Source organism: Mycobacteroides salmoniphilum (assembly GCF_004924335.1).
In the GTDB taxonomy this organism is placed as follows: Bacteria; Actinomycetota; Actinomycetes; order Mycobacteriales; family Mycobacteriaceae; genus Mycobacterium; species Mycobacterium salmoniphilum.
This window is the reverse complement of sequence record NZ_CP024633.1, coordinates 42,262-67,019: the sequence shown is the minus strand read 5'-3', so window position 1 is coordinate 67,019 and position 24,758 is coordinate 42,262. Positions and strand designations below refer to the sequence as shown.

General features: G+C 65.9%; 22 protein-coding genes. 11 read left to right on the top strand and 11 right to left on the bottom strand.

Features of this window, described 5'->3' with window-relative positions:
• Positions 1 to 27: 27 nt before the first annotated feature.
• Positions 28 to 1,587: an alkaline phosphatase gene (gene phoA, locus DSM43276_RS00335; protein ID WP_078330224.1), complete on the top strand. Its 1,560-nt coding sequence runs from the start codon at positions 28 to 30 to the stop codon at positions 1,585 to 1,587.
• Positions 1,588 to 1,658: 71 nt separating this feature from the next.
• Here phoA and DSM43276_RS00330 read toward each other — a convergent pair whose 3' ends face one another.
• The gene (locus tag DSM43276_RS00330; protein ID WP_078330223.1) at positions 1,659 to 2,591 is read right to left on the bottom strand and encodes a TauD/TfdA dioxygenase family protein; all 933 of its coding nucleotides are present in this window, start codon (positions 2,589 to 2,591) and stop codon (positions 1,659 to 1,661) included.
• A 69-nt stretch (positions 2,592 to 2,660) separates the two neighbouring features.
• Here DSM43276_RS00330 and DSM43276_RS00325 point away from each other — a divergent pair, with 69 nt between their 5' ends.
• Entirely contained in the window at positions 2,661 to 3,221 is a 561-nt protein-coding gene (locus DSM43276_RS00325; RefSeq protein ID WP_078330222.1) for a TetR/AcrR family transcriptional regulator, read from the top strand.
• A gap of 6 nt (positions 3,222 to 3,227) precedes the next feature.
• Here the strand turns inward: DSM43276_RS00325 and DSM43276_RS00320 are convergent, their stop codons facing one another.
• Positions 3,228 to 4,307 carry a DUF1254 domain-containing protein gene (locus DSM43276_RS00320; RefSeq protein ID WP_078330221.1) on the bottom strand — a complete coding sequence of 360 codons (1,080 nt, stop codon included), beginning with the start codon at positions 4,305 to 4,307 and terminating at the stop codon, positions 3,228 to 3,230.
• Positions 4,308 to 4,349: 42 nt separating this feature from the next.
• Positions 4,350 to 4,784: a MarR family winged helix-turn-helix transcriptional regulator gene (locus DSM43276_RS00315; RefSeq protein WP_078330220.1), complete on the bottom strand. Its 435-nt coding sequence runs from the start codon at positions 4,782 to 4,784 to the stop codon at positions 4,350 to 4,352.
• Between the two features lie 161 nt (positions 4,785 to 4,945).
• On the opposite strand from DSM43276_RS00315, the gene DSM43276_RS00310 reads away from it, so the two are divergent.
• Positions 4,946 to 5,782, top strand: a complete 837-nt coding sequence (locus DSM43276_RS00310) for a sulfurtransferase (protein ID WP_078330306.1) — start codon at positions 4,946 to 4,948, stop codon at positions 5,780 to 5,782.
• 4 nt (positions 5,783 to 5,786) lie between these two features.
• On the opposite strand, the gene DSM43276_RS00305 is transcribed toward DSM43276_RS00310, so the two are convergent.
• The 4 genes from DSM43276_RS00305 to bla all read right to left on the bottom strand — a co-directional run bounded on the left by DSM43276_RS00305 (position 5,787) and on the right by bla (position 9,122).
• Entirely contained in the window at positions 5,787 to 6,176 is a 390-nt protein-coding gene (locus DSM43276_RS00305) for a DUF1304 domain-containing protein (protein ID WP_078324161.1), read from the bottom strand.
• A gap of 26 nt (positions 6,177 to 6,202) precedes the next feature.
• Positions 6,203 to 7,405, bottom strand: a complete 1,203-nt coding sequence (locus DSM43276_RS00300; protein WP_078330304.1) for an MFS transporter — start codon at positions 7,403 to 7,405, stop codon at positions 6,203 to 6,205.
• A gap of 34 nt (positions 7,406 to 7,439) precedes the next feature.
• Entirely contained in the window at positions 7,440 to 8,078 is a 639-nt protein-coding gene (locus DSM43276_RS00295) for a GntR family transcriptional regulator (RefSeq protein WP_078330305.1), read from the bottom strand.
• A 126-nt stretch (positions 8,079 to 8,204) separates the two neighbouring features.
• Entirely contained in the window at positions 8,205 to 9,122 is a 918-nt protein-coding gene (gene bla / locus DSM43276_RS00290) for a subclass B3 metallo-beta-lactamase (protein ID WP_136628963.1), read from the bottom strand.
• A gap of 59 nt (positions 9,123 to 9,181) precedes the next feature.
• On the opposite strand from bla, the gene DSM43276_RS00285 reads away from it, so the two are divergent.
• From DSM43276_RS00285 to DSM43276_RS00275, 3 genes are all read left to right on the top strand, one after another.
• Positions 9,182 to 10,327 (top strand): acyl-CoA dehydrogenase family protein, encoded by a 1,146-nt coding sequence (locus DSM43276_RS00285; protein WP_078330218.1) that lies wholly within the window; start codon positions 9,182 to 9,184, stop codon positions 10,325 to 10,327.
• A 95-nt stretch (positions 10,328 to 10,422) separates the two neighbouring features.
• The gene (gene lipE / locus DSM43276_RS00280; protein ID WP_078330217.1) at positions 10,423 to 11,673 is read left to right on the top strand and encodes a lipase LipE; all 1,251 of its coding nucleotides are present in this window, start codon (positions 10,423 to 10,425) and stop codon (positions 11,671 to 11,673) included.
• 87 nt (positions 11,674 to 11,760) lie between these two features.
• Positions 11,761 to 12,153 carry a heme-binding protein gene (locus DSM43276_RS00275; RefSeq protein ID WP_078330216.1) on the top strand — a complete coding sequence of 131 codons (393 nt, stop codon included), beginning with the start codon at positions 11,761 to 11,763 and terminating at the stop codon, positions 12,151 to 12,153.
• Position 12,154: 1 nt separating this feature from the next.
• On the opposite strand, the gene DSM43276_RS00270 is transcribed toward DSM43276_RS00275, so the two are convergent.
• The 3 genes from DSM43276_RS00270 to DSM43276_RS00260 are packed head-to-tail and all read right to left on the bottom strand — an operon-like array spanning position 12,155 to position 15,426.
• Positions 12,155 to 13,558 carry a mycothione reductase gene (locus tag DSM43276_RS00270; RefSeq protein WP_078330215.1) on the bottom strand — a complete coding sequence of 468 codons (1,404 nt, stop codon included), beginning with the start codon at positions 13,556 to 13,558 and terminating at the stop codon, positions 12,155 to 12,157.
• Between the two features lie 48 nt (positions 13,559 to 13,606).
• Complete coding sequence (locus DSM43276_RS00265; RefSeq protein ID WP_078330303.1) at positions 13,607 to 14,749, bottom strand: sensor histidine kinase; 1,143 nt, start codon at positions 14,747 to 14,749, stop codon at positions 13,607 to 13,609.
• Between the two features lie 50 nt (positions 14,750 to 14,799).
• Positions 14,800 to 15,426 (bottom strand): response regulator, encoded by a 627-nt coding sequence (locus tag DSM43276_RS00260; protein ID WP_078330302.1) that lies wholly within the window; start codon positions 15,424 to 15,426, stop codon positions 14,800 to 14,802.
• A 195-nt stretch (positions 15,427 to 15,621) separates the two neighbouring features.
• Here DSM43276_RS00260 and DSM43276_RS00255 point away from each other — a divergent pair, with 195 nt between their 5' ends.
• On the top strand, positions 15,622 to 15,936 hold the full coding sequence (locus tag DSM43276_RS00255; RefSeq protein ID WP_078290804.1) for a hypothetical protein: 315 nt from the start codon (positions 15,622 to 15,624) through the stop codon (positions 15,934 to 15,936).
• A 195-nt stretch (positions 15,937 to 16,131) separates the two neighbouring features.
• Positions 16,132 to 17,346 carry a MinD/ParA family ATP-binding protein gene (locus tag DSM43276_RS00250; RefSeq protein ID WP_078324155.1) on the top strand — a complete coding sequence of 405 codons (1,215 nt, stop codon included), beginning with the start codon at positions 16,132 to 16,134 and terminating at the stop codon, positions 17,344 to 17,346.
• On the opposite strand, the gene DSM43276_RS00245 is transcribed toward DSM43276_RS00250, so the two are convergent.
• Positions 17,343 to 18,080 (bottom strand): SDR family oxidoreductase, encoded by a 738-nt coding sequence (locus DSM43276_RS00245; protein WP_078330214.1) that lies wholly within the window; start codon positions 18,078 to 18,080, stop codon positions 17,343 to 17,345. The two genes, DSM43276_RS00250 and DSM43276_RS00245, sit on opposite strands and share 4 nt — an antisense overlap.
• A 127-nt stretch (positions 18,081 to 18,207) precedes the next feature.
• Between DSM43276_RS00245 and DSM43276_RS00240 the strand changes: the two genes are divergently transcribed.
• From DSM43276_RS00240 to DSM43276_RS00230, 3 genes are all read left to right on the top strand, one after another.
• Positions 18,208 to 19,668 carry a carotenoid oxygenase family protein gene (locus tag DSM43276_RS00240; protein WP_078330213.1) on the top strand — a complete coding sequence of 487 codons (1,461 nt, stop codon included), beginning with the start codon at positions 18,208 to 18,210 and terminating at the stop codon, positions 19,666 to 19,668.
• A 45-nt stretch (positions 19,669 to 19,713) separates the two neighbouring features.
• Positions 19,714 to 23,616, top strand: coding sequence for an ATP-dependent RNA helicase HrpA (gene hrpA / locus DSM43276_RS00235; protein ID WP_078330212.1), 3,903 nt, complete (start codon positions 19,714 to 19,716; stop codon positions 23,614 to 23,616).
• Positions 23,617 to 23,721: 105 nt separating this feature from the next.
• Positions 23,722 to 24,732 carry a hypothetical protein gene (locus tag DSM43276_RS00230; protein ID WP_078330211.1) on the top strand — a complete coding sequence of 337 codons (1,011 nt, stop codon included), beginning with the start codon at positions 23,722 to 23,724 and terminating at the stop codon, positions 24,730 to 24,732.
• Positions 24,733 to 24,758: the final 26 nt, after the last annotated feature.

Here is a 24,758-nt window from a genome sequence, read left to right as displayed (position 1 = left end):
TTCACCGGTTCACAGGAAACTGTCCGGATGCGCATCTCCCACGCAGCCACGGCCCTCATCTCCGCACTGATCCTGGCGCTGGCGCCGTCCGCGGCTGCCGCCCCGCCCTCCGATTCCCCCGAGGTACCCGTCGGCGATATCGCCACAACCGGTGGCGCCAACCGCACCAAGGGCGGGCGCGACGGCGATAAGGCGGCGGATCTGCGGAATTCGGTGCAGGGCCGCAACGCCAAGAACGTCATCCTGCTGATCGGTGATGGCATGGGGACCTCGGAAATCACCTCGGCGCGCAACTACCAGCACGGCGCCGCCGGGACGCTTCCCGGACTCGATGCGCTGCCGATCACCGGCGAGTACACCACGTTCGCCCTCACCAAGGACGGGCCCGAGAAGGGCAAGCCGGACTACGTGACCGACTCGGCGGCCTCCGGCACCGGGTGGGCGACCGGGACCAAGACCTACAACGGCGCCATCTCGGTTGACCTCGACGGCAAGCCTCTGGACACGATCCTGGAAATCGTGCAGAAGCAGGGCTTCGCGACCGGAAACGTCACCACCTCGGAGTTGCAGGACGCCACCCCGGCGGTGCTCACCGCTCATGTCACCGATCGGGACTGCAAGGGCCCCAAGGAAACCCTGGAGAAGTGCGCGGGCAACGCCGTCGACAACGGCGGCAAGGGCTCCATCTCCGAGCAGTTGGTGAGTACCCGGGCCGATATCAGCCTGGGCGGCGGCGCCAAGTACTTCGAGGAGACCATCACCTCCGGGGAACACAAAGGCAAGACCTCGCTGGATGTCGCCAAGGCCACCGGTTACCAGTTACCCACCACCGCAGGCGATCTGAACAAGGTCAATAACCTCGACAACCCAGTGTTGGGTGTTTTCGGCAAGGGCAACCTGCCGGTGCAGTGGGACAAGGTGCCCGCGGCGGTCCCCAATGGCGGCAAGCTGCCCGCGACCACCTGCCAGGCCAATCCCGAGCTGCCCACGGATCAACCACAGCTCTCCGCGATGACGACCAAAGCCATTGATCTGCTGGTGAACTCGAAGAAGGGCCAGGACAAGGGCTTCTTCCTGCAGGTGGAATCGGCATCGATCGACAAGCAGGACCACGCCGCCAACATCTGCGGTCAGATCGGCGAGACCATCGCTCTCGACGAGGCAGTCGCCGCCGCCCTGGACTTCGCCCGTAAGGACGGCAACACCCTGGTGATCGTGACCGCCGATCATGGACACTCCTCGCTCATCGTTCCCGAGGACTTCGACAATCCGACCGCGCTGTCAGTCGCGGTGAAGACTGCCGACGGCGCCACCATGCGGATCATGTACCCCACCGCGCCGGAGGGTGCATCGCAGACACACACCGGTACTCAGGTGCGCATCGCGGCTTACGGCCCGGGTGCCGCGAACGTCTCCGGCCTCACCGATCAGACCGACAACTTCAACACGATCGTCGGGGCGCTGCTCGGATCCAAGAGCCCGGACGCCTCGAACGGTCCGTCCTGGTGGCTGGCCGGAGGAATTGCTGTGGTGGCTGCCGCCCTGGCTGCCGCGGCCGCGTTCTTCCTGGGCAGGCGCCGGGCCTAACGTCGCCGAACATCCTCGGACGGCGACGCGCAATCTCCGGAGACGCGCGGCTGAACCACGCCACCGAGGCCCTACGCCACCAGCCGCTTCGGGTTGTCGATCACCGAGTAGTCACTGGCGTCTCCGGCAATTATCCGGCTGCTTTCGCCGTTGACACCGACCGGCACATCACCGGCGAGCGTCACGCGATGCATCCGGCGCCGCTGATCGCCGTAGTCGGAGATGGCGTAGTGCTGGGTGGCCCGGTTGTCCCACATCGCGACGTCACCCAGCTCCCAATTCCATCGAATCGTGTTCTCCAACCAGGTAATCCGATCCTGGAACATTCGGAACAGCGCCTGCGACTCGCTTGCGCTCACGTCTAGGATTCGCTTGACAAAGTTGCCCAGCAGCAGTGCCTTCTCGCCCGTCTCGGGGTGCACCCGGACCACCGGATGATGTGCCTCGAAATGTGTCGCCCCGAACTCGCGCACGTACTTGGATCCGGACCCCGCCTTGGCCAGCAGCTCCGCCACCTTGGCGGGATCAACCTGGGCGTAATCGAATTGGTTGTTGTGCATGGCCCAGAGATTGTCCGCCAGCTCCTGCAAGGCCCGGGGCAGCTGCCGGTAGGCCGCAACCGTCGAGGTCCAGGTGGTGGTTCCGCCATAGGGCGGCAACTCGACCGCCCGCAGGATGGATGCCTTGGGAATCCGGTCCACGAAGGTCACGTCGGTGTGCCACTGGTTGGCACGGCCACCCTCCTCCGAATCGAGCCGCATCACGCGCTCACCGTCGAATTTCAGCGTGGGATGCGCCGACGTCGGGATACCCATGCACCGCGCGAACGCGAACTGGGCCTCGTCATCGAGGTGATGCTGTCCACGGAAGAAGATCACCTTGTGCTCCAGCATTGCCTCGTTGATGGCATGCGCCGTCTCGGCGTCCACCTCCCCGAGGCGCACACCCTCGATGCGGGCACCAATGTTCTCGCCCACCTTCACCACACGAAAATCGCTGCTCATGGCCCATCCCTTCGATACTCGTTGGGTGTAGTCAATTGACTACACCGTGCCATCCGCTACTGTACACACATGACTACACCGGAGGCAACGGATGCCAGACCCGTCGGCAAGGAGGAGGTCGTGGAGGCCGTCCTGAACGCCGCCTCCGAGCTCTTCGCCGAGAAGGGGCCTACGGCAACGTCCATCCGGGAGGTCGCCACCCGCGCGGGTGTGAACCACGGTCTGGTGCACCGCCATTTCGGAAGCAAGCGTCAGCTGCTGGCGGACACCTTGCAGCACCTGGCCGATGCCGCAGTGGCATTGCGGGAGGCGGGGGCACCCAGTGAAGAGCTGGAGGCGGCACACGATCTACAGCTGCGCGTCATGGTCCGCTCCACTCTCGACGGCTTCCCCATCGAAGAACTGCAAGAACGTAAACCCGGCATGGAATGGCTGCTCGAACAGATCCGTCCTGCCCACGCCGACGATCGAGAGGCGCGCCTGGCCGGGGCCCACGCGATCGCGCTACAGCTTGGCTGGCGACTGATGGGCCCCAGCCTGCGGGCCGGTTTCGGTCTCGACGACATGTCCGAGGCCGATATCCGATCCGAGGTTGCCCAGCAGGTCGCGAAATTCGTTACCCCTCAGTAGGGCCGACTACCCGACGGGCTGCGCCTCAGGGAACACCCACCGGCCGTCGAGAATCTGCGGCTGCGCGCGGTACAGCCTCACCGTGTAGTTCCAGCCCGGCGTGGTCGGCAGGCAATTCACCGCGGCGTCCGTGCATCCCCCGAATTGCACAGTGGTGTTGCCTCCGGCATCCCGCTGTGCGGTGATGTTGTTGAGCGAGTAGGCATTCCGTGCATTTGGCGTGAAGTAGCCGTCCTTGTTGTAGACGGTGACCGACCAGAATCCGTCCACCGGCACCTGTCCCACGGTCAGCCGGTACACCGTGGTGCCGTCGTTCTTGACGGGATTCACCGTGAGATAGAGGGCGTCCTTCTCGGGGTTCCCGCCCCAGGCCGACGCGGTGCCGATGAGATGGCGCACCGGGTCCGTGGCGTCCCTGGTCCCAAAGGTCGCCTTGGTATCGGGAAGCGTCGCGGCAAGCTGGAGCAGCGCGTCGCGAACCTTCTGCTGACTTGCAGTCTCCCACTTCGGAATAACGAACTCCCCCGGACGGTCTTGCCGTACCCCGACCGCGTCCTGCAGGGCGTGGACCTGTGCCAGGTCGGCCGGATCGCCCGGATTCACCAAGGTCCGCACCGCCGCGGCAACGTAGCGGGTACCGGTCTGTTCCTTGGTGATGGTGTGCTCACCCTTGCCGTAGAAGACCGCCGGCACATAGTGGTCTTCGGTGATGAGCTGCAGCGACATGAACCGCTGTCCCGAGTCCGGTGTCGAGATGGTGACCGGCCCCGCATCCAGGTCGAACACCGCCGACGAATAGAGCGTGTCGCGGTTCTGGCGGATGACCAGCTGCCTATCGAGCGGAGACAGTTCGCGGATGTGGTGGAAGGAACCAAAACCGCCGTCCTTCACGATGTTCCCGAAATACCGGTCCGTCTCCGCCCGCACGAAGTTGTCCGGCGAGACGATGATGGCGCCCTCTGATGTGCGCCGCTGTGGGGCCGGTACGCCCGGCGTGCTGGAGGGAACCACTGACGGTGGGGGTGCCGAACACCCGACGAGCACTGCCGATATTCCAACTACCGCACATGCCGCGAGCCTTTTCATAGCACCGAAACTACTCGCCGGCGCCACCGCCGGACGCGAGGTTCAGCAGGTAGTCGCATCCTCACCGGCGATATCACGCAGAGTTTGGAAGAAGTCGCTGCGCTGCTGTGCCGAGATGCTCGATAGCAGCCGCTCTTCGGCCTCTTGCGCCAGTACGTCTGCCTGCTTGAGCAAGGCGGCACCGGACCGGCTCAGCTGTGCGGGGCGCGCGCGCCCGGAGTCGACGGTGTCCGGCCGGGACACCAAACCGGCGTCCTGCAGCGCCTGCAGCACCGTGTTCATCGACTGCGGTGTCACATCTGTCGCACGGGCCAGATCCGCATTGGACCAGCCGGGATTCTTGGACAGCACCCTCATGCAGACGTATTGCGGGAAGGGCAGATTCAGCGGCGCCAACGCCGCCGCAATCTCCGAACGCAAGGCCGCCGACACGCGGTGAACCAACGCGCCGAGCGGTTGCCATTCCTGCTGATCCATACCAGTCATGTTGACAGAGTTACTGTCGTCCCGCCGAGCGGCCCCGGAGCACCCTCGCCGGGATCTCGCGTTGCTGCCCTTGACCGATGGCAGCAATCAGTTCGTCCGATGAACCGAATCTTGCACGCAGCGGTAAGCCCCATCGGCGGTACCGTTTCGGTATGGACGTGCTCATCTCGGCGACCGAACTCGCCGACCGACTCTCCGAGGTCCGGCTACTCGACGTGCGCTGGACCGTCATGGCTCCCGACGGCCGCCCGGCCTATCTGGAGGGCCACCTTCCCGGCGCGGTATTCGTCGATCTCGATGCCGACCTCGCCGACCACTCGGTGACGGGTCGCGGCCGCCATCCACTGCCGACGCCCGAGGCCTTTCAGTCCAGTGCTCGCCGCTGGGGCCTCAACGAAGGTGACACCGTGGTCGTCTACGACGACTGGAACGGGCAGGCGGCCTCGCGCGCCTGGTGGCTGCTGCGCGCCGCCGGAGTTACCGACGTTCGGATTCTCGACGGCGGCTGGGCGGCCTGGCAGCGGATCGGCGGGCCCGCCGAGACGGGAGAGGTTGTCCCCGAGCCCAGCGAGATCACCATCTCGTCGCTGGACGGATCCGCCTCGGCTGACGCCGACACGGTTGCCTCCCAAGCAGGTTCCCCGGATGCCCTGGTGCTGGACGCCAGGGCGTTGGCCCGCTACCGCGGAGACGAAGAGCCCCTGGACCCGCGTGCCGGGCACATCCCCGGTGCCGTCTCCGCTCCCACTGCCGAGAACCTCACGCCGGAGGGCACCTTCCGGCCCGCCGCCGAGCTCCGCGCACGCTTCGACACGCTCGGCGTCGGCCACACACCCGTCACGGTGTACTGCGGGTCGGGTGTCACCGCGACACATCAGATCGCCGCCTTGGCCATCGCTGGATTCGACGCGACCCTCTATCCCGGGTCCTGGTCCGAATGGTCGAGTGACCCGCGGCGCCCCATCGCGACCGGACCGGATCCGAACTAGACGATCAGAGCGCCAATCCCACGGCCAGAGCAACGATCCCGAGCAGCGGGGGTACCAGTTGCTTCAGCGCGGCCGATGCCTTGTCCGGTGACGAGATCAACAGCACCAGCCCGGCGGCGACCATCGACCCCGCGCCCGTGAAGACCAGTGTCGCCCCGACCGATGTGCAACCACGTGCCCACAAGACCGTCCCCACCGCAATGGCGATGGCAAGAAACAGGTTGTAGAAACCCTGGTTGAAGGCAAGTGGTTTGGTGATCTCGGCTTCCTCCGCGGTGCGGACGCCGAACACCTTGCGGGTCTTCTCACTGGTCCACGTGATCGACTCCAGATAGAAGATGTAGACGTGGATGAGCGCTGCGATTCCCGTCAATACCAACCCTGCGATGATCATGTTGCGAGAGCCTATCCGTCCTTCGGCTAACGCAGTGCCGACTCGAGCGTTCCTTCAGCCTGCGTCGCCTCGACGCCCGGCCGCTCGCAGATATCCGTACGCGAGTTCATCGCCACCACCACCGCGCAGACCGTCGCCAGTACCGCACCGCCGCCCAGCAGCACCGGATGCGTCAGCGCCGGGAACGCGCCGCTCAGCACCGTCAGCATCATCGGCACCCCGAAGCCCAGGTATGTCAGCCCGTAGAACACGGCGGTGAGGCCGGCCAGGTCCGTAGGCCCGGCGATCCGGTTCACCTCCTGCAGCCCGCTGACCAGTGCTGTTCCGTACCCCGCGCCCAGCACCAGCGCGGCGATCAGGACCAGCGGGACGGTGAGTCGGTACGCGGCGACGGCGGCCAGTGCCATCCCCGACGCGATCAACACCAACCCGATGATGCCAAGCCGGGCGGTACCTGCCCGGTCGATCCTGGGCGCAAGCATCTGTGCGGCGAAACCACAGCCCAGACAGACCAGACAGCACAACGCCGAGAATGCGATGCGATCGCCCGGAAGCGTCGGCGCGACGAGCGTCGGCAGCACCGCGTACGCCACCGCCGCTGAGCCGAACACCCACGGCGCCAACGGCACAACGACGCGCAGGAACCGGCGGCGCCGGGCGGCGGGGATCGTGAGATCGTCCAGCAGCCGTCCCGGTGCGCGCTCGGCCGCAGATTCCGGAACCGAGAGCGCCAGCACCGCACCGGGAATCGTGATCGCGATGTTGACCAGGAACGCCAGGTGCTGCGGCCAGGGCCCCCACTGCGCCAATGCTCCGGCCACGGCCGCACCTAGCGCGAATCCCGCGGTCAGGCTCATCGCCCCGCGCCGAGCCCCGGCACCTGCACGATCAAACGGCGGAGCCGAAAGCTCCTTGACCCATGAGCTGCCCGCGGCCATGGCCAGGCCCAGCGCGATACCGGACAACACGCGTCCCGTGAACAGCAACGCGAAATGCTGCGAACCCAGCGCGAGCACCAGGGACCCAGCCATCGACATGAACGGCGCGGGCAGCATCACCGCACGACGGCCATAACGATCGGAGAGAGGTCCGCCCAGGAACAGCGCCGGGATGATGCCCAGCACGTAAGCGAAAAGCAAAATGTCAACGGATGCCGCGGACTGTCCGGCCTGCCGGTACATCACCAGCAAGGGAGTGAATTCGTTACCACCCCAGGCAATTCCGAACATCGCGAGTGCCACCCGTTGCCAAGGTGCCAGCCTGCTAGTCAACTTCGGTCACCACTTTCATGTGCTCGACCAGCTCGACGCTGAAGCGTGCCGCGTCACCCACCTCGAGCGCGTCCACCAGCGCGCGGTGCCCGGCAACCGACCGCGCGACCCGCACCGGGTCAACCCCGATGGCGGCGGCCGCCATCCGGCGCTGGCGCTCGCGAAGACTGTCGTAGAAGTTCTCCAGCAGTGGGTTGCCCAGCTTGGCGACGATCGCACGGTGGAAGTCCACATCGGCCGCGGCGAAGCCCGCGGCATCACCCTGCGCGGCACGCCCCAACTGCACGTCGATGAGTGCTGACAGGTCAGACAGGAGTGCCTGAGACGCGCCCCGTTCGGCAATGCGCGCCGCAGCCGCGCTCTCCACGACGCGGCGCGCATCGACCACATGCCGCCGTTCCTCGGGGGTAATCGGGACCACCAGTGCCCCGCGCTTGGGATAGAGCCGCAGCCAGCCTTCCGTCTCGAGTCGCAGGAAGGCCTCGCGCACCGGGGTGCGGCTACATCCCATCCGCTCCGAGATCTCCCCTTCGCTCAGCAGCTCACCGCCGGGGATATCACCGCTGAGGATGCGCTCCTTGACGGAGCGATATGCCTCTTCACTTGCGGATATGGCGGCAGTACGAATGATAGACACAACATGTATCTAAGATGATTACCTTGGCTATCGCAAACCGAAAAGGGCACTTCACGGGGTGTTCCGTGTCACGGCGAGGGCTCGTGCGCGGCCGTCGCGGGCTACCTCTGTTCAGCCGACTTAGCGGCCCGCCTGTTCCTCGGCGATCCGCTCGTCCAGCTTCGCGTCGAACTTGTCGGCAAGCGTCCTGCACGCCGTGGGGTCGATCATCGGGTTCGGGTCACGCCGCACCGCGAGCCTGTTCAACTTCGTGATGTCGTCCGCTTGTTCGGGATGCACGGAGAACACGATGTCGCACGGCAGCGCGCGCACCGTCTGAATGCTCTGCCGGAACCTCGACACGTGACCGGGCACAAAGCGGTAGTTGCCGGTGGCGACGGCATTGAGGCTGTCGGCGTAAACCATGTCCAGGCACCGGCCGCCCTCACACGATTTCCAGGTCCAGCTGACGCCACCAGGTGTGTGGCCCGGAGTGAAATGGGCTGTCACCGAGACATTTCCGAGCTTTAGCACCTCCCCGTCGGCTATCTCCCGCACTCGTTCGACGGCGGGGAAGACGGCGTTCGCGGTATCGGAGGCCTGCGGATCATCGGCAGACACGTGCCCGGCGCGTAACGACTGCGCGCCGACGGGGCTCGATACCGCCGTGGCACCGCTGTCATGGACCATCGCTGCGATACCGCCCGCGTGATCGACGTGGGTGTGAGAGGACAGCACGTACTTCACGTCCTCCACGGCGAACCCCAGCGTGCGGATGTTGTCCTCCACCTGGGGGGCCGACTGTGGCATGCCGACATCCAGAAGGATCAGACCATCGTCGGTCCGAATCAGCACCGAACTGATGCCCTCTGTCCCGACGTAGTAGGTGTCGCCATGCACGCGGATGGGTGCGCGCGGCTGCGTCCATACCGGATCTCCCGCCACCGGCGCGGTGAGCGAGTTCCCGTGTTCGTGCTGTTCGGGCTGCTCCGGCGGGGCGGTACATCCCGCGACGAGGACGGCGAGCGCGGCGACGGCGAGCAGCTTCATGGTCCCCATGCCTACCACCTCACCGAACACCTCAGCACGCGGATTTAGACGCGTGCTTCGATAACACCATGCAACGCACTATCTACACCGAGGACCACGACGCGTTCCGGGAGTCCGTGAAGGCATTCGTGCAGCGCCACGTCGAGCCGCGCGCCGAGAACTTCATCGAGCAGCGCTACATCGACCGCGAACTGTGGTTAGAGGCCGGCAAGCAGGGCTACCTGGGGCTTGATGTGCCCGAGGAGTTCGGGGGCAGCAGCGCCGGGGACTACCGCTACAACGCGGTGCTGCAGGAGGAGCTGTCGCGCTCCAGCGCCGCGCTGGCCTCGTCGATGTCCATCCATTTCGACATCGTCGCCCCGTACCTGGTCGAGCTGACCACCGACGAGCAGAAGCAGCGCTGGCTGCCGAAGTTCTGTAGCGGCGAGATGATCACCGCCATCGGCATGACCGAGCCGTCGGGTGGCTCGGATCTGGCTGCCCTCAAGACCACCGCGGTCAAGGACGGCGACGACTGGGTCATCAACGGCTCCAAGACGTTCATCACCAACGGCGCCCGCGCCGATCTCGTCGTCGTCGCCGCGCGCACGGCACCCGAGCTGAAGGCCAAGGGCATCACCTTGTTCGCCGTCGAAGAGGGCATGCCCGGCTTCGAGCGTGGCCGCAAGCTGGACAAGGTGGGCCAGCCCGAGGCCGATACCGCCGAACTGTTCTTCACCGATGTGCGGGTGCCCTCCGAGAACGTGATCGGCGAGGTCAACCAGGGATTCATCTCGATGATGCAGCGCCTGCCCCAGGAGCGGATGGGCTGTGCGGTCGCCAACATCGCCCACGCGGCCGGCGTGCTGGAGGAGACGATCGAGTACGCCAAGGAGCGCAAGGCATTCGGTCAGCAGATCGGCAGCCTGCAGTACAACAAGTTCCTCATCGCCGAGCTCGTCACCAAACTCGAAGCAGCACAGGTGTACGTCGATCAAGGTGTGCTGTCGCACAGCAAGGGCGAGCTCTCCGCAATAGATGCCGCAAAGGCCAAGTGGTGGTCCTCGCAGGTGCAGAACGAGGTCATCGACGCCTGCGTGCAGCTGCACGGCGGCTATGGCTACATGAAGGAGTACCGGGTCGCGCGGGCCTGGATGGACGCCCGTGTCACCAAGATCTGGGCAGGCTCCAACGAGATCATGAAGGAGCTCATCGGGCGCGACCTGGGCTTCTGATCCGACCCCGCCCGGGCCGCTAACGTCGAATGGGAATCTGACGAGGCGTTTGGCCGGAATTTCCTCGTGAGATTCCCACTCGGCGAAAGGGCACTATGACCGACGACGGACGTATACGAGTTCCGGCAGACCTGGACTCGGTGACGAACACCGGCAGCGGTGATCAGGCCGAGGACCACTCCGGCATCGATCCGGCCGCCGTCGAACGAATCTGGCAGGCGACCCGGTACTGGTACCAGGCCGGTATGCACCCGGCGATTCAGGTGTGTCTGCGGCACAAGGGAAAGGTGATCCTCAACCGTGCCATCGGACACGGCTGGGGCAACGCTCCCACCGATCCGGCCGACGCCGAGAAGATCCCCGTCACCACCGACACACCGTTCTGCGTGTACTCGGCCGCCAAGGCCATCTCCACAACGGTGGTCCACCTACTGGTCGAGCGCGGAGCGCTATCGCTCGATGACCGCGTCTGCGACTACTTGCCCACCTTCACCAGCCGGGGCAAGGACCGCATCACCCTCCGTCACGTGATGACGCACAGCGCGGGCATTCCGGTGCCCACCGGACCGCGGCCGGACATCACCCGGATGGATGACAGCGAGTACACCCGCGAACAGCTCGGCCAGCTGCGCCCGCTCTACCGTCCCGGCCTGGTGCACATGTACCACGCGCTGACCTGGGGACCGTTGGTGCGCGAGATCGTTCTGGGCGCCACCGGCAAGAGCATCCGCGACATACTTGCCACGGAAATCCTTGACCCCCTTGGGTTCCGGTGGACCAACTACGGTGTCGCGCCGGAGGACGTGCCGCTGGTGGCTCCGAGTCATCCCACCGGCAAGCCCCTACCCGCGCCCATGCGCGCGGCCTTCCGGGCGGTGGTCGGTGGCACCATGCACGAGATCATCCCGATGTCGAACCAGCCGTTCTTCCTCACCGGCGTGGTGCCGTCGTCCAACACCGTATCCACCGCGAACGAGCTGTCCCGCTTCGCTGAGATGCTTTGCCGTGGAGGGGAACTCGATGGGGTACGGATCATGTCTCCCGAGACCATCCGGGCCGCAGCGGCACCGGCCCGGCGGCTGCGCCCCGATATGGCGACCGGCGGCATGCCGATGCGCTGGGGTACCGGGTACATGTTGGGCTCCAAACGATTCGGCCCATTCGGGCGCAACTCTCCGGCCGCGTTCGGGCACACCGGGTTGGTAGACATCGCCGTCTGGGCGGATCCCGCACGCGCACTTTCCGTCGGCGTGGTCAGCAGCGGCAAGCCGGGCAACCACAAGGAAGCCAAGCGCTATCCGGCGCTGCTGGACAGCATCGCCGCGGAGATTCCGCTGGTCGGTTGACCTCGCGGCGGTCAAGCGTACTGTGTAAACAAGGGCCGGGGAACACAGGTCGGGGATCAGTGCACGACTGACCCAAAGAGAGATGCCATGAAGCTCCACAACGTACGCATACGCCAGATAGTCCTCACCAGCGTCATCAGCCTCTTCGGAGGATTCGCCGCCGTCGCAACGGCTCCCGCCGCATTCACGGCGCCGGACTGCAGCCAGGAGAGACTGTCCGACACTGTCGGCACCACCACGTCGGCGACACGCAGCTACCTCGACAGCCACCCGGGCGCACGCGCGGTGTTCGATGCCGCCCCCAACCAGTCCCGACCCGAGGCTGCCGCCAACATCCGCACGTACTTCACCGCTCATCCCACGGAGTACCACGAGTTACGCGGCATTCTGGCACCGATCGGCAACGCCCAGCGCGAATGCAATGTCACGGTGCTCCCGGCAGGCCTGGCCTCCGCCTACGACGAATTCATGGCCGGCTGAGCTAAAGCTCCAGTCCCAGTAGCGCATTCTCGATCAGCTCGGGGAGTGCCGGGTGTATCCAGTACTGCCCACGCGCCATCTCGCGCACCGGAATCGAGAAACTCATCGCGGTGATCAACGACTGGATCAGTGCCGATGCCTGATAGCCGACAATGTGCGCGCCAACCAACAGGCCCGTCGCGCGATCCGCGATCAGCTTGCACAGGCCCTCGGTGTCCTCCATCGCCCAGCCGTATGCGATGTCCCCGTACGTCTGAACCTTGACGGCCACGTCGATCCCGCGCTGCCGCGCTTGGTCCTCCGTCAGGCCCACCGACGCCACCTGCGGGCGGCTGAATACCGCGCCGGGCACGAAACGGTGGTCGCTGGCGGTGGTCGGTGAGTCCCACCCGGAGAGCAGATTCGCCTGCACCACCCGGGCTTCGTGATTGGCCACATGCTTGAGCAGGTACTGCGAACTCACATCGCCCAGGGCGTAGATGCCGCGCACCGGGGTGCGCTGGTACTGGTCGACGGGGACGCGTCCCCCTTCGTCGAGCGTCAATCCCGCCGCCGCCACATCCAGGTGATCACCATTGGGGGTACGTCCGGTCGCGACCAGCAGCACATCACCCGCCACCGTTGATCCGTCCGTGAGTTCCAATTCGACTCCACCGGTACCGATCTCGCGAGCCGCCACCACCTCCGTATTCAGCCGTACATCCCACCGGTCCGACACCACCTCGGTGAAACGCTGCGAGATCGTCTCATCCTGGGCGCGCAGCAGCCTCGGGCCGCGTGCGATCACCGTCACCGCCGATCCCAAGCCATTGAATACGTGCGCGAATTCGGCTGCTATGAAGCCGCTGCCCACGATGACCACGTGTTCGGGCAATTCCGGCAGCCGCATGATGTCGTCGTTGGTGTGAAAGACCACGCCGCTCTCGGCGATCACTGGCGGGATGACCGGGCGCGATCCCGCGGCGATCACCACCTGCCGGGTCTCCAGGATCGTGCCGTCTGCCAGTCGGAGCCGGTGAATCACATCGCCATCGGCATCGGCTCCCGACGCAACGAATCGCGCCTCCTGCTGAAAGACGGTGATGTTCGGGCAGTCCTCGACGCGGTAGCGCAGCCCACCCGCTGCGATCGGGTCTATCCGGCCGAAGACACGCTCACGGATATCGGCCCAGCGGGTCCCGCGTACCGAACTGTCCACACCGAGCCGGGCACCGTCGCGCGCCTCATCAGCCAGGTCCGCGGGATAAACGAACATCTTGGTGGGTATGCACCCGACATTCAGGCAGGTGCCGCCGTAGGCGCCCCCGTACACACCGCGATCAACGATCGCGATCTCCTGATCCGCGAAACGGTCGTCGGCCAAGGAGTTTCCACTGCCGGAACCGATGATGACGAGGTCGTACACCTGTTCTCCATCTGTCGAGGGGCCCGCTCTCCGCGTCGAGCGTCCCCCTTACGCTGCCATATCGGCAGCCACCATGACGGAGACCCTGGTGCCCGCACCCGGCGCCGACACGATCGCGACGTTGCCTCCCGTGGCCGCGATCGGCACCGTCAGCGAGGCCAGCCCGATATGCCCGTCGGCGACCGACGAGGTGAGGCGGCGCGGATCGAAGCCCCTGCCGTCGTCCGCGACCACGAGCGTCAAAAGATTCCCGTCCCGAGTCAGCTCGACATGAATGTTCTTGGCACGGCCATGTTTCACGGCGTTGGTCAACAGCTCCTTGGCCGCGCGGTACACCAACGGCTGTACCGGGGGACTGCCCACTTCTTGCAGTTCGGTGCTGACCTCGACAGTGCCCCGCCCCGCGTACTGCCGTCCGAGCTCATGGATCGCCGCCGTCAATCCCAGCTCGGCGAGCACCTGCGGATGCAGCGAGGACACCGCCCCCCGTAGCTCCGCGGCCGTCTCCCGCAGGGAGGAGTGGATCGCTTGTAATATCGGATCCGGATGGCGTTCAAGCACTTCTTCGATCTCCAGGCGCGCCGCCAGCAAGTTCTGCAACGGACCGTCGTGCAGTCGTTCGGCGACCTCGCGGTTATGCCGCTCATCGGCGCGCATCGCTTCCAGGACCAGCTGCTCGCGTGTGCGCAACAGCTGCCCCACGTGTTCGGAGCGGCGTTTGAGGACGAAGCACATTCCCGCGGTGGCAGCGGCCAACCACAGCAATGTCGCCACCGTGACGTACTCGTCGCCGGGGATGCCGTCGATGTTGCCGCTCCTGGTGTAGAACACCAGAACGCCCAAATACCCTGCAGCGGTGATAATTCCCAGGGCAGCCGTCACGGCGGGCCGCTCTTGAAAGGCCACCGAGACGGGTAACAGGAAGAACACCGGAAGCAATTCCGACGTGCCGTAACCGGAGGCCACACACAGCGCCACCACGGCGGCGATGTCGATGGCCGTGGCCGCGGGAGCCACCCACAGCGGGACGTGTCCACGAACCGCGATCACCACCCAGACGATCGCGGACACCGTGTACACCGCGATCACCCCGTAATACACACCGTCATGCCACATTTCGATGTTCGGGTTCGACCCCAGCAGCACGATCAGCACGATCAGCGGCAACCGCAGCCAGGCCGAAACCCGCATGGGTTCGGCGGTGAAGTAGTCGGCTATCCGGTCCCGTCCGATCGCCACGGTTACTCCAGCAATCCACGCCGCATGGCCTCGGCCACCGCGGCGGCACGGTCGCCGACACCCAGCTTCTCGTACAACCGCTGCACATGGGTTTTCACGGTGGACGGGGCCAAGAACAGCTGCTTGGCGATGGTAGGCACGGTAAGCCCGGCGGCGATCATCCGCAGCACCTCACGTTCACGGGCGCTCAGTGCGGGGCCCGCTGGTTGGGCGCGCCTGCGGATCTCACCGGCCAGACCTGACGTCAGGCTCGCCGTCACCACGTCACGGCCCCGCGCACAGTCGAGCACCGCACTGACCAGTTCCGCGCGCGTGGACTCCTTCGACAGGAAGCCCCCGGCGCCCTCCGCCAATGCGCGATAGACGATCGCCGCATCGTCGTGTGCGGACAGCAAGAGCACCCGGGTGCGCAGTTCATCGCGGCGCACGGCGGCCGCCACCTGCGTTCCATCGAGCTCCGGCATGCGGTAGTCGATGAGCGCGACATCAGGCAGGTGCTGCCTGATCAGCGCGAGCACACCGGCGCCGTCCTCGGCCTCCGCCACCACCTCTATCTGGCCGCTGCCGGTCAGCGCCCGCACCACACCCTCACGGAAGAGCGGGTGATCGTCACCGACCACTACCCGCACGAGCTCGCCGCTCACCTGCACAAACGCAAGCTTGGCACGCCAAATCGGCACGTGTCCCCCAATTGGTGGACAACACGATCATCCCCCTCATCAGCCACTTGCCCGACAGACTTTGCCGCCGCCAGGTCGCATCGTTGAAGTATCACCAAACAGCCCGGTGATCAAACTCAAAGACCAACTGGCACAGGAGAAATCATGAAGAAGTACATCATCGCCGGAACCGCCGCCGCCGCTCTTGCGCTCGCACCCCTCGGCTTCGCCCTGGGCACCGCGTCCGCCCAGACCGACAGCTCAAACGCCCAGCAGACCGTGAGCGAGCTACAGGCACAGGGATACAACGTGATCGTCAGTAAGTCCGGTTCCAAGGCCCTCACCCAGTGCACCGCCAGCAGTGTGCGTCCCGGACAGACCACCACTCGTTCCGATTACGGCCTGCCGAGCAACAAGCGTCCGGGCGTCTTCACCACCACCACAACCACCAAGACCATGTACGTGGATGTGACCTGCTGATTTACCGCCGGTACCGAGTGCATACCAACCGCGTCCCATTTGATGCCGATTCAGACACGGGTGGGTAACGGCCCTCGCCAACCGCGCAACGGCCATAAGAGACTGCGTATGCGACGGGTCTCATGCTGCCCGCGATGCAGAACGAAACTGTCGGAGCGCTGGGGCCAGACGGCTTCTAGTGGAGGAGGAGATTCCGTGAGTGCGCCCAACGATTCCCCGGCGGACGGCTCCGAGGAGGAGATCCTCGACCGGACCGGACCCATCATCCCCATCAAGCTAGGTGCACACGCCAAACGGCAGCGTGCGGAGGCAACCGCGCAACAGCAGCAGCCCGAATTGCGGCCTCTGCCGCCGCCCGTGCAACTGCCGCCCCGCGGCCCGCTGTCCATCGTGGACGCCGCGCCTCCCCACGATCCGCGCGTCGATCTCCCGCCGGCCATCGGCGACGCATTGGGCGCCCAGCTTCGCTCGGAAATTCTGCCTCCGCCGCGTAGACCCGCATCGGTTGGTTGGCGTAAGTGGGTGTACCGCGGAAGCTTTGGCGCCATCAATCCCGGCGAGTCCCGCGAGGAGGCCGAGCTCCGAGAGCTCACCGCCGTGGTGCGCACCCCCTGGCGCGGCATCCATTCCCTGGCGGTCCTGGGCGGCAACGGCGGCGTCGGCAAGACGATGATGACCGCCGCCCTCGGTTCCGTGCTGTCCGAGCTGCGCCGCAAGGACATGGTGCTGGCCACCGATGCCGACCCGGGCCAGTCGGCCAACCTGGCGTCCTGGATCGACCCGTCCGCCTCGTCCACCTTCGCCGATGTCCTGGCGCAGAACGAGCCCGAGCGCAATTTCGATCTGCGCTTCTTCGTCGGTCAGAACTCGGAGACCGGGCTGGATGTGCTTGCTGCCAACGCACATTCGGTGCGTCCCCGCGGAGAACTCAATTCCGAGGTCTACACCCAGGTCCACGATCGGCTGCAGCGGCTCTACAGCCTGCTCATCACCGATACCGGCGTGGACTTCTGGCATCCGGTGATGCCGGGCGTGCTGCGGTGCGCCAACGGTGTGGTGCTGGTGGCCGCTGCCACGCCGGTCGGCGCCGAGGGCGCGGTCCGCGCCATCGAGTGGCTCATCTCCGAGGGCTACGAGTACCTGATCCCCCGCATGGTGGTGGTGATCAACCACGTCCGTGGCTACGACAGTCGGGAAGATCGCAGGAACTCCGAGCGTCTGGTGGCGGCCATGGTCGCCCGGTTCCACCGCTGGATCTCGCCGAACCACATCGTCGCCGTGCCGTATGACCCGCACATCGCGACCGCGGGCCCGCTGGACATCCAGCAGCTGCAGCCGGAGACCTGGCACGGACTACTGACGGCCGCGGCGTCGGTCTCTGCCGGTCTGGCGAGCGCCTGGAGCGTCTAGCGCAGCGAGTACCCACCATCGGTGTACAGCGTTGAGCCGGTAGTGCCGGTATTCAGCAGCAGGTAGACGGCAGCCTGGGCCACTTCGTCCTCCGTGACGGCCCGGCCGAGCGTGGCGGCTGCCGCGATGTGTTCAAACGCCTGGCGGCGCACCTCGGGCGCGCGCTGGTTCCACAGATGTCCGTCCACGGTGCCCGGCGAGAGTGCATTGACCCGGATCGGTGCCAGTTCCCGGGCCAACCCCCGGGCCAGGCCCTCGATCGCCGCGTTGGCCGCGACATACGCCGGCGCGCTTCCGGCGGGACGAACACTGGCCGCCCCCGACATCAACACCACCGCGGCATCCCCGGCGAGCTTCGGCACGGCCGTTTTCACCACGCGGTACTGGCCCCAAAACTTCGACTCGAACGGCGTCGCCGCCTCCTGGACGGACAGCTCGGCGATCGACCCGGTGACGTAGGTCGCGGCGGTGGTGAACAGCCCGTGCACCCTGTCGATATCCGCGAAGAACTTGTCGATGCTCGCCTGCTCCGATGTGTCGACCAGATGCCAGCGCGCTCGCGGCCCCAGCTCGTGTGCAGCGGTGGAGAGGGTTGCGGCGGTGCGCCCGCCGAGCACGACTTCGCCGCCCGCCGCAGTCACCAACCCGGCCACGCCGCGCCCGATGCCGGTTCCCCCGCCGATCAAGACGACAGTGCGTCCGGCGAAGGCAGTCTCAGACAAGAACCCGGTCACCGGTGCGAAGTTACCCAGCGGGATACAGCGCGTCCCGCGTTCGGCGCCACTGGATTTGAATCGCTATTGACTTCTGCTCGCCCGGGTAGCAACAATCAGTCATATCTGCGAACAATTGTGTGCAGATATGCTCGACTCCGTTTCTCAGCCCGAGGAGCTCGCGATGACCCTTGCCGACAGCCGTGTGGCCGACGCCCTCACGATGTACCTGCCCGCGCGGGAAACCCCCGGCGAGATGGTGTTACCGCTGATCGGCGCAGTACCGCGCGAGCTTCGGGGCACCCTCTATCGCAACGGCCCGGCCGATTGGGACCACGGGGGTTTTCGTGCCGCCCACCCGTTCGACGGTGATGGACTGGTGGCGAAGTTCACGATCACCGACGGCTCGGTGCGCTTCCGCTCACGCTTCGTCGATACGCCGAAGCGGCGCAAGCAGGCGCACGGTCGGGGTGCACACCTCCGCGGTGTGTACACGCAAGGAAAACACTTGTGGGACAACGCGGGACGACAGCCCGCCGATACCGCGAACACTCATGCCGTCGTCCATGCCGACCGGCTACTGGCCCTCAGCGACGCCGGCCGACCCTGGGAGATCGATCCGGGCGACTTGAGCACGATCGGGCCCTGCACCTTCGACGGCCGGCTGCCGCGATTCTCCCGGTTCTCACCGCATCCGCGCATCGATCCGGACACCGGTGAACTGTTCAACTTCGGGCTGGATGTCTCGCCCTCACTGACGGGCCCCACCCTCGCGTGCCTCCGGTGTTTCCGGGTTGACCCGAGCGGAAGACTGACGCAGATCGCCAAGATTCCCACCGATCACATTCACATTCAGCACGACTTTGCCATCACCCCAACCTATTTGGTGTTCGCTCTGGCGCCCATCACCGTCGACCCCCTGCGCGCGGCATGGGCGGGCCTGGGCTTCGCGGCGCTGGGCGACAGCGCCGGCTACCGGCCCGAACAGGGCATGCGAATCGTGCTGGTCCCGCGCGACGGAGGCCCGCATCGCATCATCGAATGCGATCCCCTCGTCTATGTCCACGTCGACAATGCCTACGAGGACCGCGGTGACGTCGTGCTGGACATCCTGCGCCACCAGGACTTCGACTTTCTCACCGCCGGGCTGAAGCAATTCCGTACCCAGGTGCCCACGCTGGGCTGGCCGACACGACTGCGCATCACTTCGGCGGGAACCGTGCATATCACCGATTACCCCAGCGCCCCTGCGGAATTCCCCACCCACGACGAACGCCGCACGGGCCGCGAACACCGCTACACCTACCTGTCCGCCCAAAGCCAGGCCGACGGGACCGCCATCGTGAAGCTCGACCGCGCCAACGACACCCAACGTCACCACACATTCGCGCCCGGCCTGGTTGCGGGCGAGCCCCTCTTCGTCCCTAAGTCGCGCTCCGCGGCTGAAGACGAAGGCTGGATACTCGCCGTCGTCTACAACGGCGGTGAACACCGCACAGAACTACATATTCTCGACGCCCACGCCATCGAAGACCCCGCCCTCGCCATCGCGATCCTTCCGGGCCACCACTTTCCCGGATTCCACGGCAGCTTCACCGACAGAATCTAGAGGCGACCAGCGGGACTCTTCGCAACGCGGCCTATCCTTGTCCGAGTGTCCGAATTGTCCCGTTCCGCGTTGCGCACGCGCCTCGACGGACTGACCATTCGCGACGCATCTCGGCTCGGGCGCCGTCTCAAGAATCAACGTGACGCGGACCCCGACGCGCTGGCGAAACTCGCCGAACAGTTCGCCGCCGCCGAGGCCCTGGTCGCCACCCGGACCGCTGCGATCCCCGTTATCACGTACCCGGATCTGCCCGTCAGCGCACACCGCGAGGAACTCGCCCGGGCGATCTCCGCGCATCAGGTTGTCGTCGTCGCCGGCGCGACCGGATCGGGAAAAACCACCCAGCTTCCCAAGATCTGCCTGGAGCTGGGCCGCGGCATCCGCGGCACCATCGGGCACACCCAGCCGCGCCGGCTGGCGGCACGCACCGTCGCCGAGCGCATCGCCGAGGAGCTGGGTACTCCGCTCGGTGAGACCGTGGGCTACACCGTCAGATTCACCGATCAGGCCAGCGATCGCACCCTCGTCAAACTGATGACCGACGGCATCCTGCTCGCAGAGATCCAGCGCGACCGGCGACTGCTGCGTTATGACACGCTCATCCTCGACGAGGCGCATGAGCGCAGCCTCAACATCGACTTCCTGCTCGGCTATCTGCGCGAGCTGCTGCCGCGGCGGCCCGACCTGAAGGTCATCGTCACCTCGGCAACCATTGAGCCACAGCGATTTTCGGCACATTTCGGCGACGCACCCATCGTCGAAGTCTCCGGCCGGACGTACCCTGTCGAGATTCGTTACCGGCCACTGGAAGTCCCCGCATCCGGCGAGTCCGGTACGAAAGCTGACGACGAACCCGATGACCCCGATCACGAGATCGTCCGTACCGAGATACGCGACCAGACCGAAGCCATCGCCGAAGCCGTCCGCGAGCTGGAGAGCGAGCCGCCCGGGGACGTGCTGGTGTTCCTGTCCGGCGAGCGTGAGATCCGGGATACCGCCGAGACCCTGCGCGGCGCCTTTCGTAACACCGAGGTACTTCCGCTGTACGCGCGGCTGCCCACAGCCGAGCAGCACAAGGTCTTTCAGCCTCACACCGGTCGGCGCGTGGTACTGGCCACCAACGTCGCCGAAACCTCGCTGACCGTTCCTGGCATCCGGTATGTCATCGACCCCGGCACCGCACGCATCTCCCGCTACAGCCGACGCACCAAGGTGCAGCGCCTGCCCATCGAACCCATCTCTCAGGCGTCGGCCGCGCAGCGCTCCGGCCGGTCCGGACGGACCGCGCCCGGCGTGTGCATCAGGCTGTACTCCGAGCGGGATTTTGAGGCCCGACCCCGATACACCGATCCGGAGGTGCTGCGAACCAACCTTGCCGCCGTCATCCTGCAGATGGCGGCCTTGCAACTCGGTGATATCGAGAACTTCCCCTTCCTGGATCCGCCCGACAAGCGCAGCATCCGCGACGGTGTGCAGCTGCTGCAGGAACTGGGCGCCTTCGACACCGCCGGCACCATCACCGAGCTGGGGCGCCGGCTGGCGCGCCTACCCCTTGACCCGCGCATCGGGCGGATGATTCTGCAGGCCGATACCGAAGGCTGCGTCGAGGAGATCCTGGTGCTCGCGGCAGCATTGTCGATTCCCGATCCGCGCGAGCGCCCGGCAGACCGCGAGGAAGCCGCCCGCCAAAAACATGCCCGGTTCGCCGACGACCATTCCGACTTCACCGCCTACCTCAATCTCTGGCGGTATATCCAGGATCAACGAAGCCAACTCTCGGGCAGTGCGTTTCGGCGTATGTGCCGGGACGAGTTTCTGCATTACCTGCGTATCCGGGAATGGCAGGACCTGGTGGGCCAGTTGCGCAGCATCGCGCGCGACCTCGGCATTCGAGAGTCGGGGGAGCCAGCCGACCCGGCCCTTGTCCACGCCGCATTGATCGCCGGGCTGCTGTCCCACATCGGGTTACGCGAGGGCGACACCCGCGACTACTCCGGCGCGCGTAACACCAAATTCGTGCTGGCTCCCGGTTCGGTGCTCACCAAGAAGCCCCCGCGGTGGGTGGTCGTCGCCGACCTGGTGGAGACCAGCCGATTGTTCGGCCGGGTCGCGGCACGCATCGAGCCGCAATCGGTCGAGCGAATCGCCGGGGATCTGGTGCAGCGCGCCTACAGCGAGCCGCACTGGGACGCCGAGCGCGGCTCGGTGATGGCCTTCGAGCGGGTAACGCTGTACGGGCTGCCCCTGGTGCCCCGCCGCCGCGTGGGTTACGCGCAAGTCGATCCGGAGCTGGCCCGCGAATTGTTCATCAGGCACGCCCTCGTGGAGGGCGACTGGCAGAGCAAGCACCACTTCCTGCGAGACAACACGCGATTGCTGGAAGAGCTGTCCGAGCTCGAGGACAAAGCTCGCCGCCGCGACCTGCTGGTGGGCGATGACGAGATCTTCGCGCTGTATGCGGCGCGTATTCCCGCGGACGCGGTGTCCGCAACGCACTTTGATGCCTGGTGGCGCAAGCAACGGCACAAGACACCGGATCTGCTGACATTCACCCGTAACGATCTGCTGCGCGCCGGGGACGCGGCCGCCGACATGCCCGACACCTGGCGAGCGGGCGACGTGGCGCTGCCGGTCAGCTATCGATTCGAACCGGGCGCGGCCGACGACGGCGTGTCCGTGCACATCCCGGTGGAAGTTCTTGCCCGTCTCGGCGGTGATGAATTTGCCTGGCATGTACCGGCTTTACGCGAAGAGCTGGTCACCGCCCTCATCCGCTCGCTGCCCAAGGATCTGCGCCGCAACTTCGTTCCCGCACCCGATACCGCCCGCGTGGTGCTCGAAAGCCTCGAACCCGGCGCCGAACCGCTGGTGTATGCCTTGGGGCGCGAGCTGCATCGGCTCACCGGCATCCGCGTCCCCACCGAAGCCTTCGACCTGGACAAGGTGCCCCCACACCTGCGGGTGACCTTCATCATCGAGTCCGCCGACGGCTCCGAGGTGGCGCGCGACAAGAATCTCGAAGCACTGCAACAGCAGCTCGCGGGTTCTACCCGCCAGGCCGTGGCGGCAGTGGTGGCGGGGGAGTGGGAACGCGACGGCCTACGTGGCTGGCCCGAAGATCTAGCCGAATTGCCCCGCACTGTGGAACAAGTCAGCGGTGGGCACACCGTGCGCGGATACCCGGCCCTGGTGGACACGGGCACCGCCGTGGACATCCACGTGTTCGCCACCGCCTCCGAGCAGCGGGCAGCCATGGCAGCCGGCACCCGGCGCCTGCTGCGGCTGTCCATTCCGTCGCCCATGAAAACCGTTGAAAGAGGCTTAGACCCGCGCTCCAAGCTGATGCTCTCCTCAAATCCGGACGGCTCGCTGGCGGCTCTGCTCGATGATTGCGCCGACGCTGCAGTCGATCTGCTGGCGCCCGCACCGGTCTGGACCCGGGCAGAGTTCACCACGCTTCGAGACCACGCCGCACAGAATCTGGCGGCGACCACGCTCGATATCGTGCGCCGTGCCGAGAAGGTGGTGACGGCCTGGAGCGAGGTGCAGGTGGCCCTGCCCACCAAAGTGCCTGCGGTGCAAGCCGATGCGATCGCCGACATGCGCGAACAACTTGCCAGGTTGCTCGAGGGCGGGTTCGTCGCGGCCACCGGTGCGGCGCGGCTGGCAGACCTGGCACGCTACGTCACCGCGATCGGGAATCGACTGGAGCGCCTACCGCAGGGCGTGGAAGCGGACCGCGAGCGCATGCAACGCGTGCACACCGTGGAAGACACCTACGACGACCTACTGCGCGACCTGCCCGCCGGGCGCGCAGACGATCCCGACGTCAGGGACATCGCATGGTTCATCGAGGAGCTGCGCGTGAGCCTGTGGGCCCAGCAGCTCGGTACCGCGCGAGCCGTCAGCGAGCAGCGAATCCTCAAGGCCATCAACGCCGCTCGCTAACGGCCTCGCACCCTTTGCCTGAATCACCGAATACACACTTCATTTCCTCATGCCGCGGTAGCCCATAAGTGTGAGCCGCATCGATAATCTGGCACACTGGCAACCATGGGGATTCGATTCTTGCTGCAACCGTGGTGGGTGCGATTAGCGGTGAGCGCAGCTGTTGCTGCAGCGCTGTACGTTCCGTTCTGGCTGCTGTACTTCGGCGACAGCGCTACCGATCCCCGCTGGCTGGCACTCCAGGCCGGCGTCGTGGTTGTTGCCATCGCAGTCCTCGCGTTCGGCATTCAGCAACGCCCGCACCGCTACTGCACGGCTGCAGTCGCCGGGCTCGACAAGCACCAACGTTCGCAGGCGATCGCCTCGCTGCGGCGCGGCGATCCGCCCGACGACCCGGCCGTGCTAGCGGCGGCGACCCAGATGGGCAGCGTCATCCTCGAGACACGAAAGCAGGTGCCCGGCTGGCTGATTCGCCTGTGGTGGCTCCCGATCGTGCTGATGATCAGCGGAGCTTCGTTGATGTTCTACAGCGGCGGAGCTCGACGCGGTGTCACCTATCTACTTCTCGTGCTCATGGTGTCAGCCTTGGTCTGCTGGAGCGAGTACTACTTCCGGCGGGTACAGCGTCAGATGCAGCGGCTCGACTCCGTGGCGGGTTCGCCTGCCGGTGCCTCGCCTGCGCTACCGCCTCGCTATCAGCCCCCGCCGCGCTCACGTCTACTAATCGCTGCGGCCATCGTCGGGGCAATCGCCGGCGGCCTCACCGTCATCAATAGCGGCAAAAGGCCCACCGACTGCGAAACCGCCTTGACCGTGGTCGGGATCTACGTCGACGACGAGCACCGCGATCTCACCAAAAGCAATCTCATTGGGCCCGGTGGACCTCCGATCAGCGCCTATCAGGACTGGGCCGACCGCATGCGCGCGCACCCCACGCTGTCCGATCAGAATCTCGCGGGGCGGATCCAGCGCCTGAACGACCTTGCCGACCAATCCGTTGACATCGTGAAACGAAGCCGTGAAACAGCCGTCGACACCGCCGCCTATGACGCGACGGTGCAGCAGATGCTCCATGAGAGCGAAGCCATCATCAACGTCTGCAAAGCGCAGCGCTAGCGGCGCCCCCGCCGGACCGTGACACG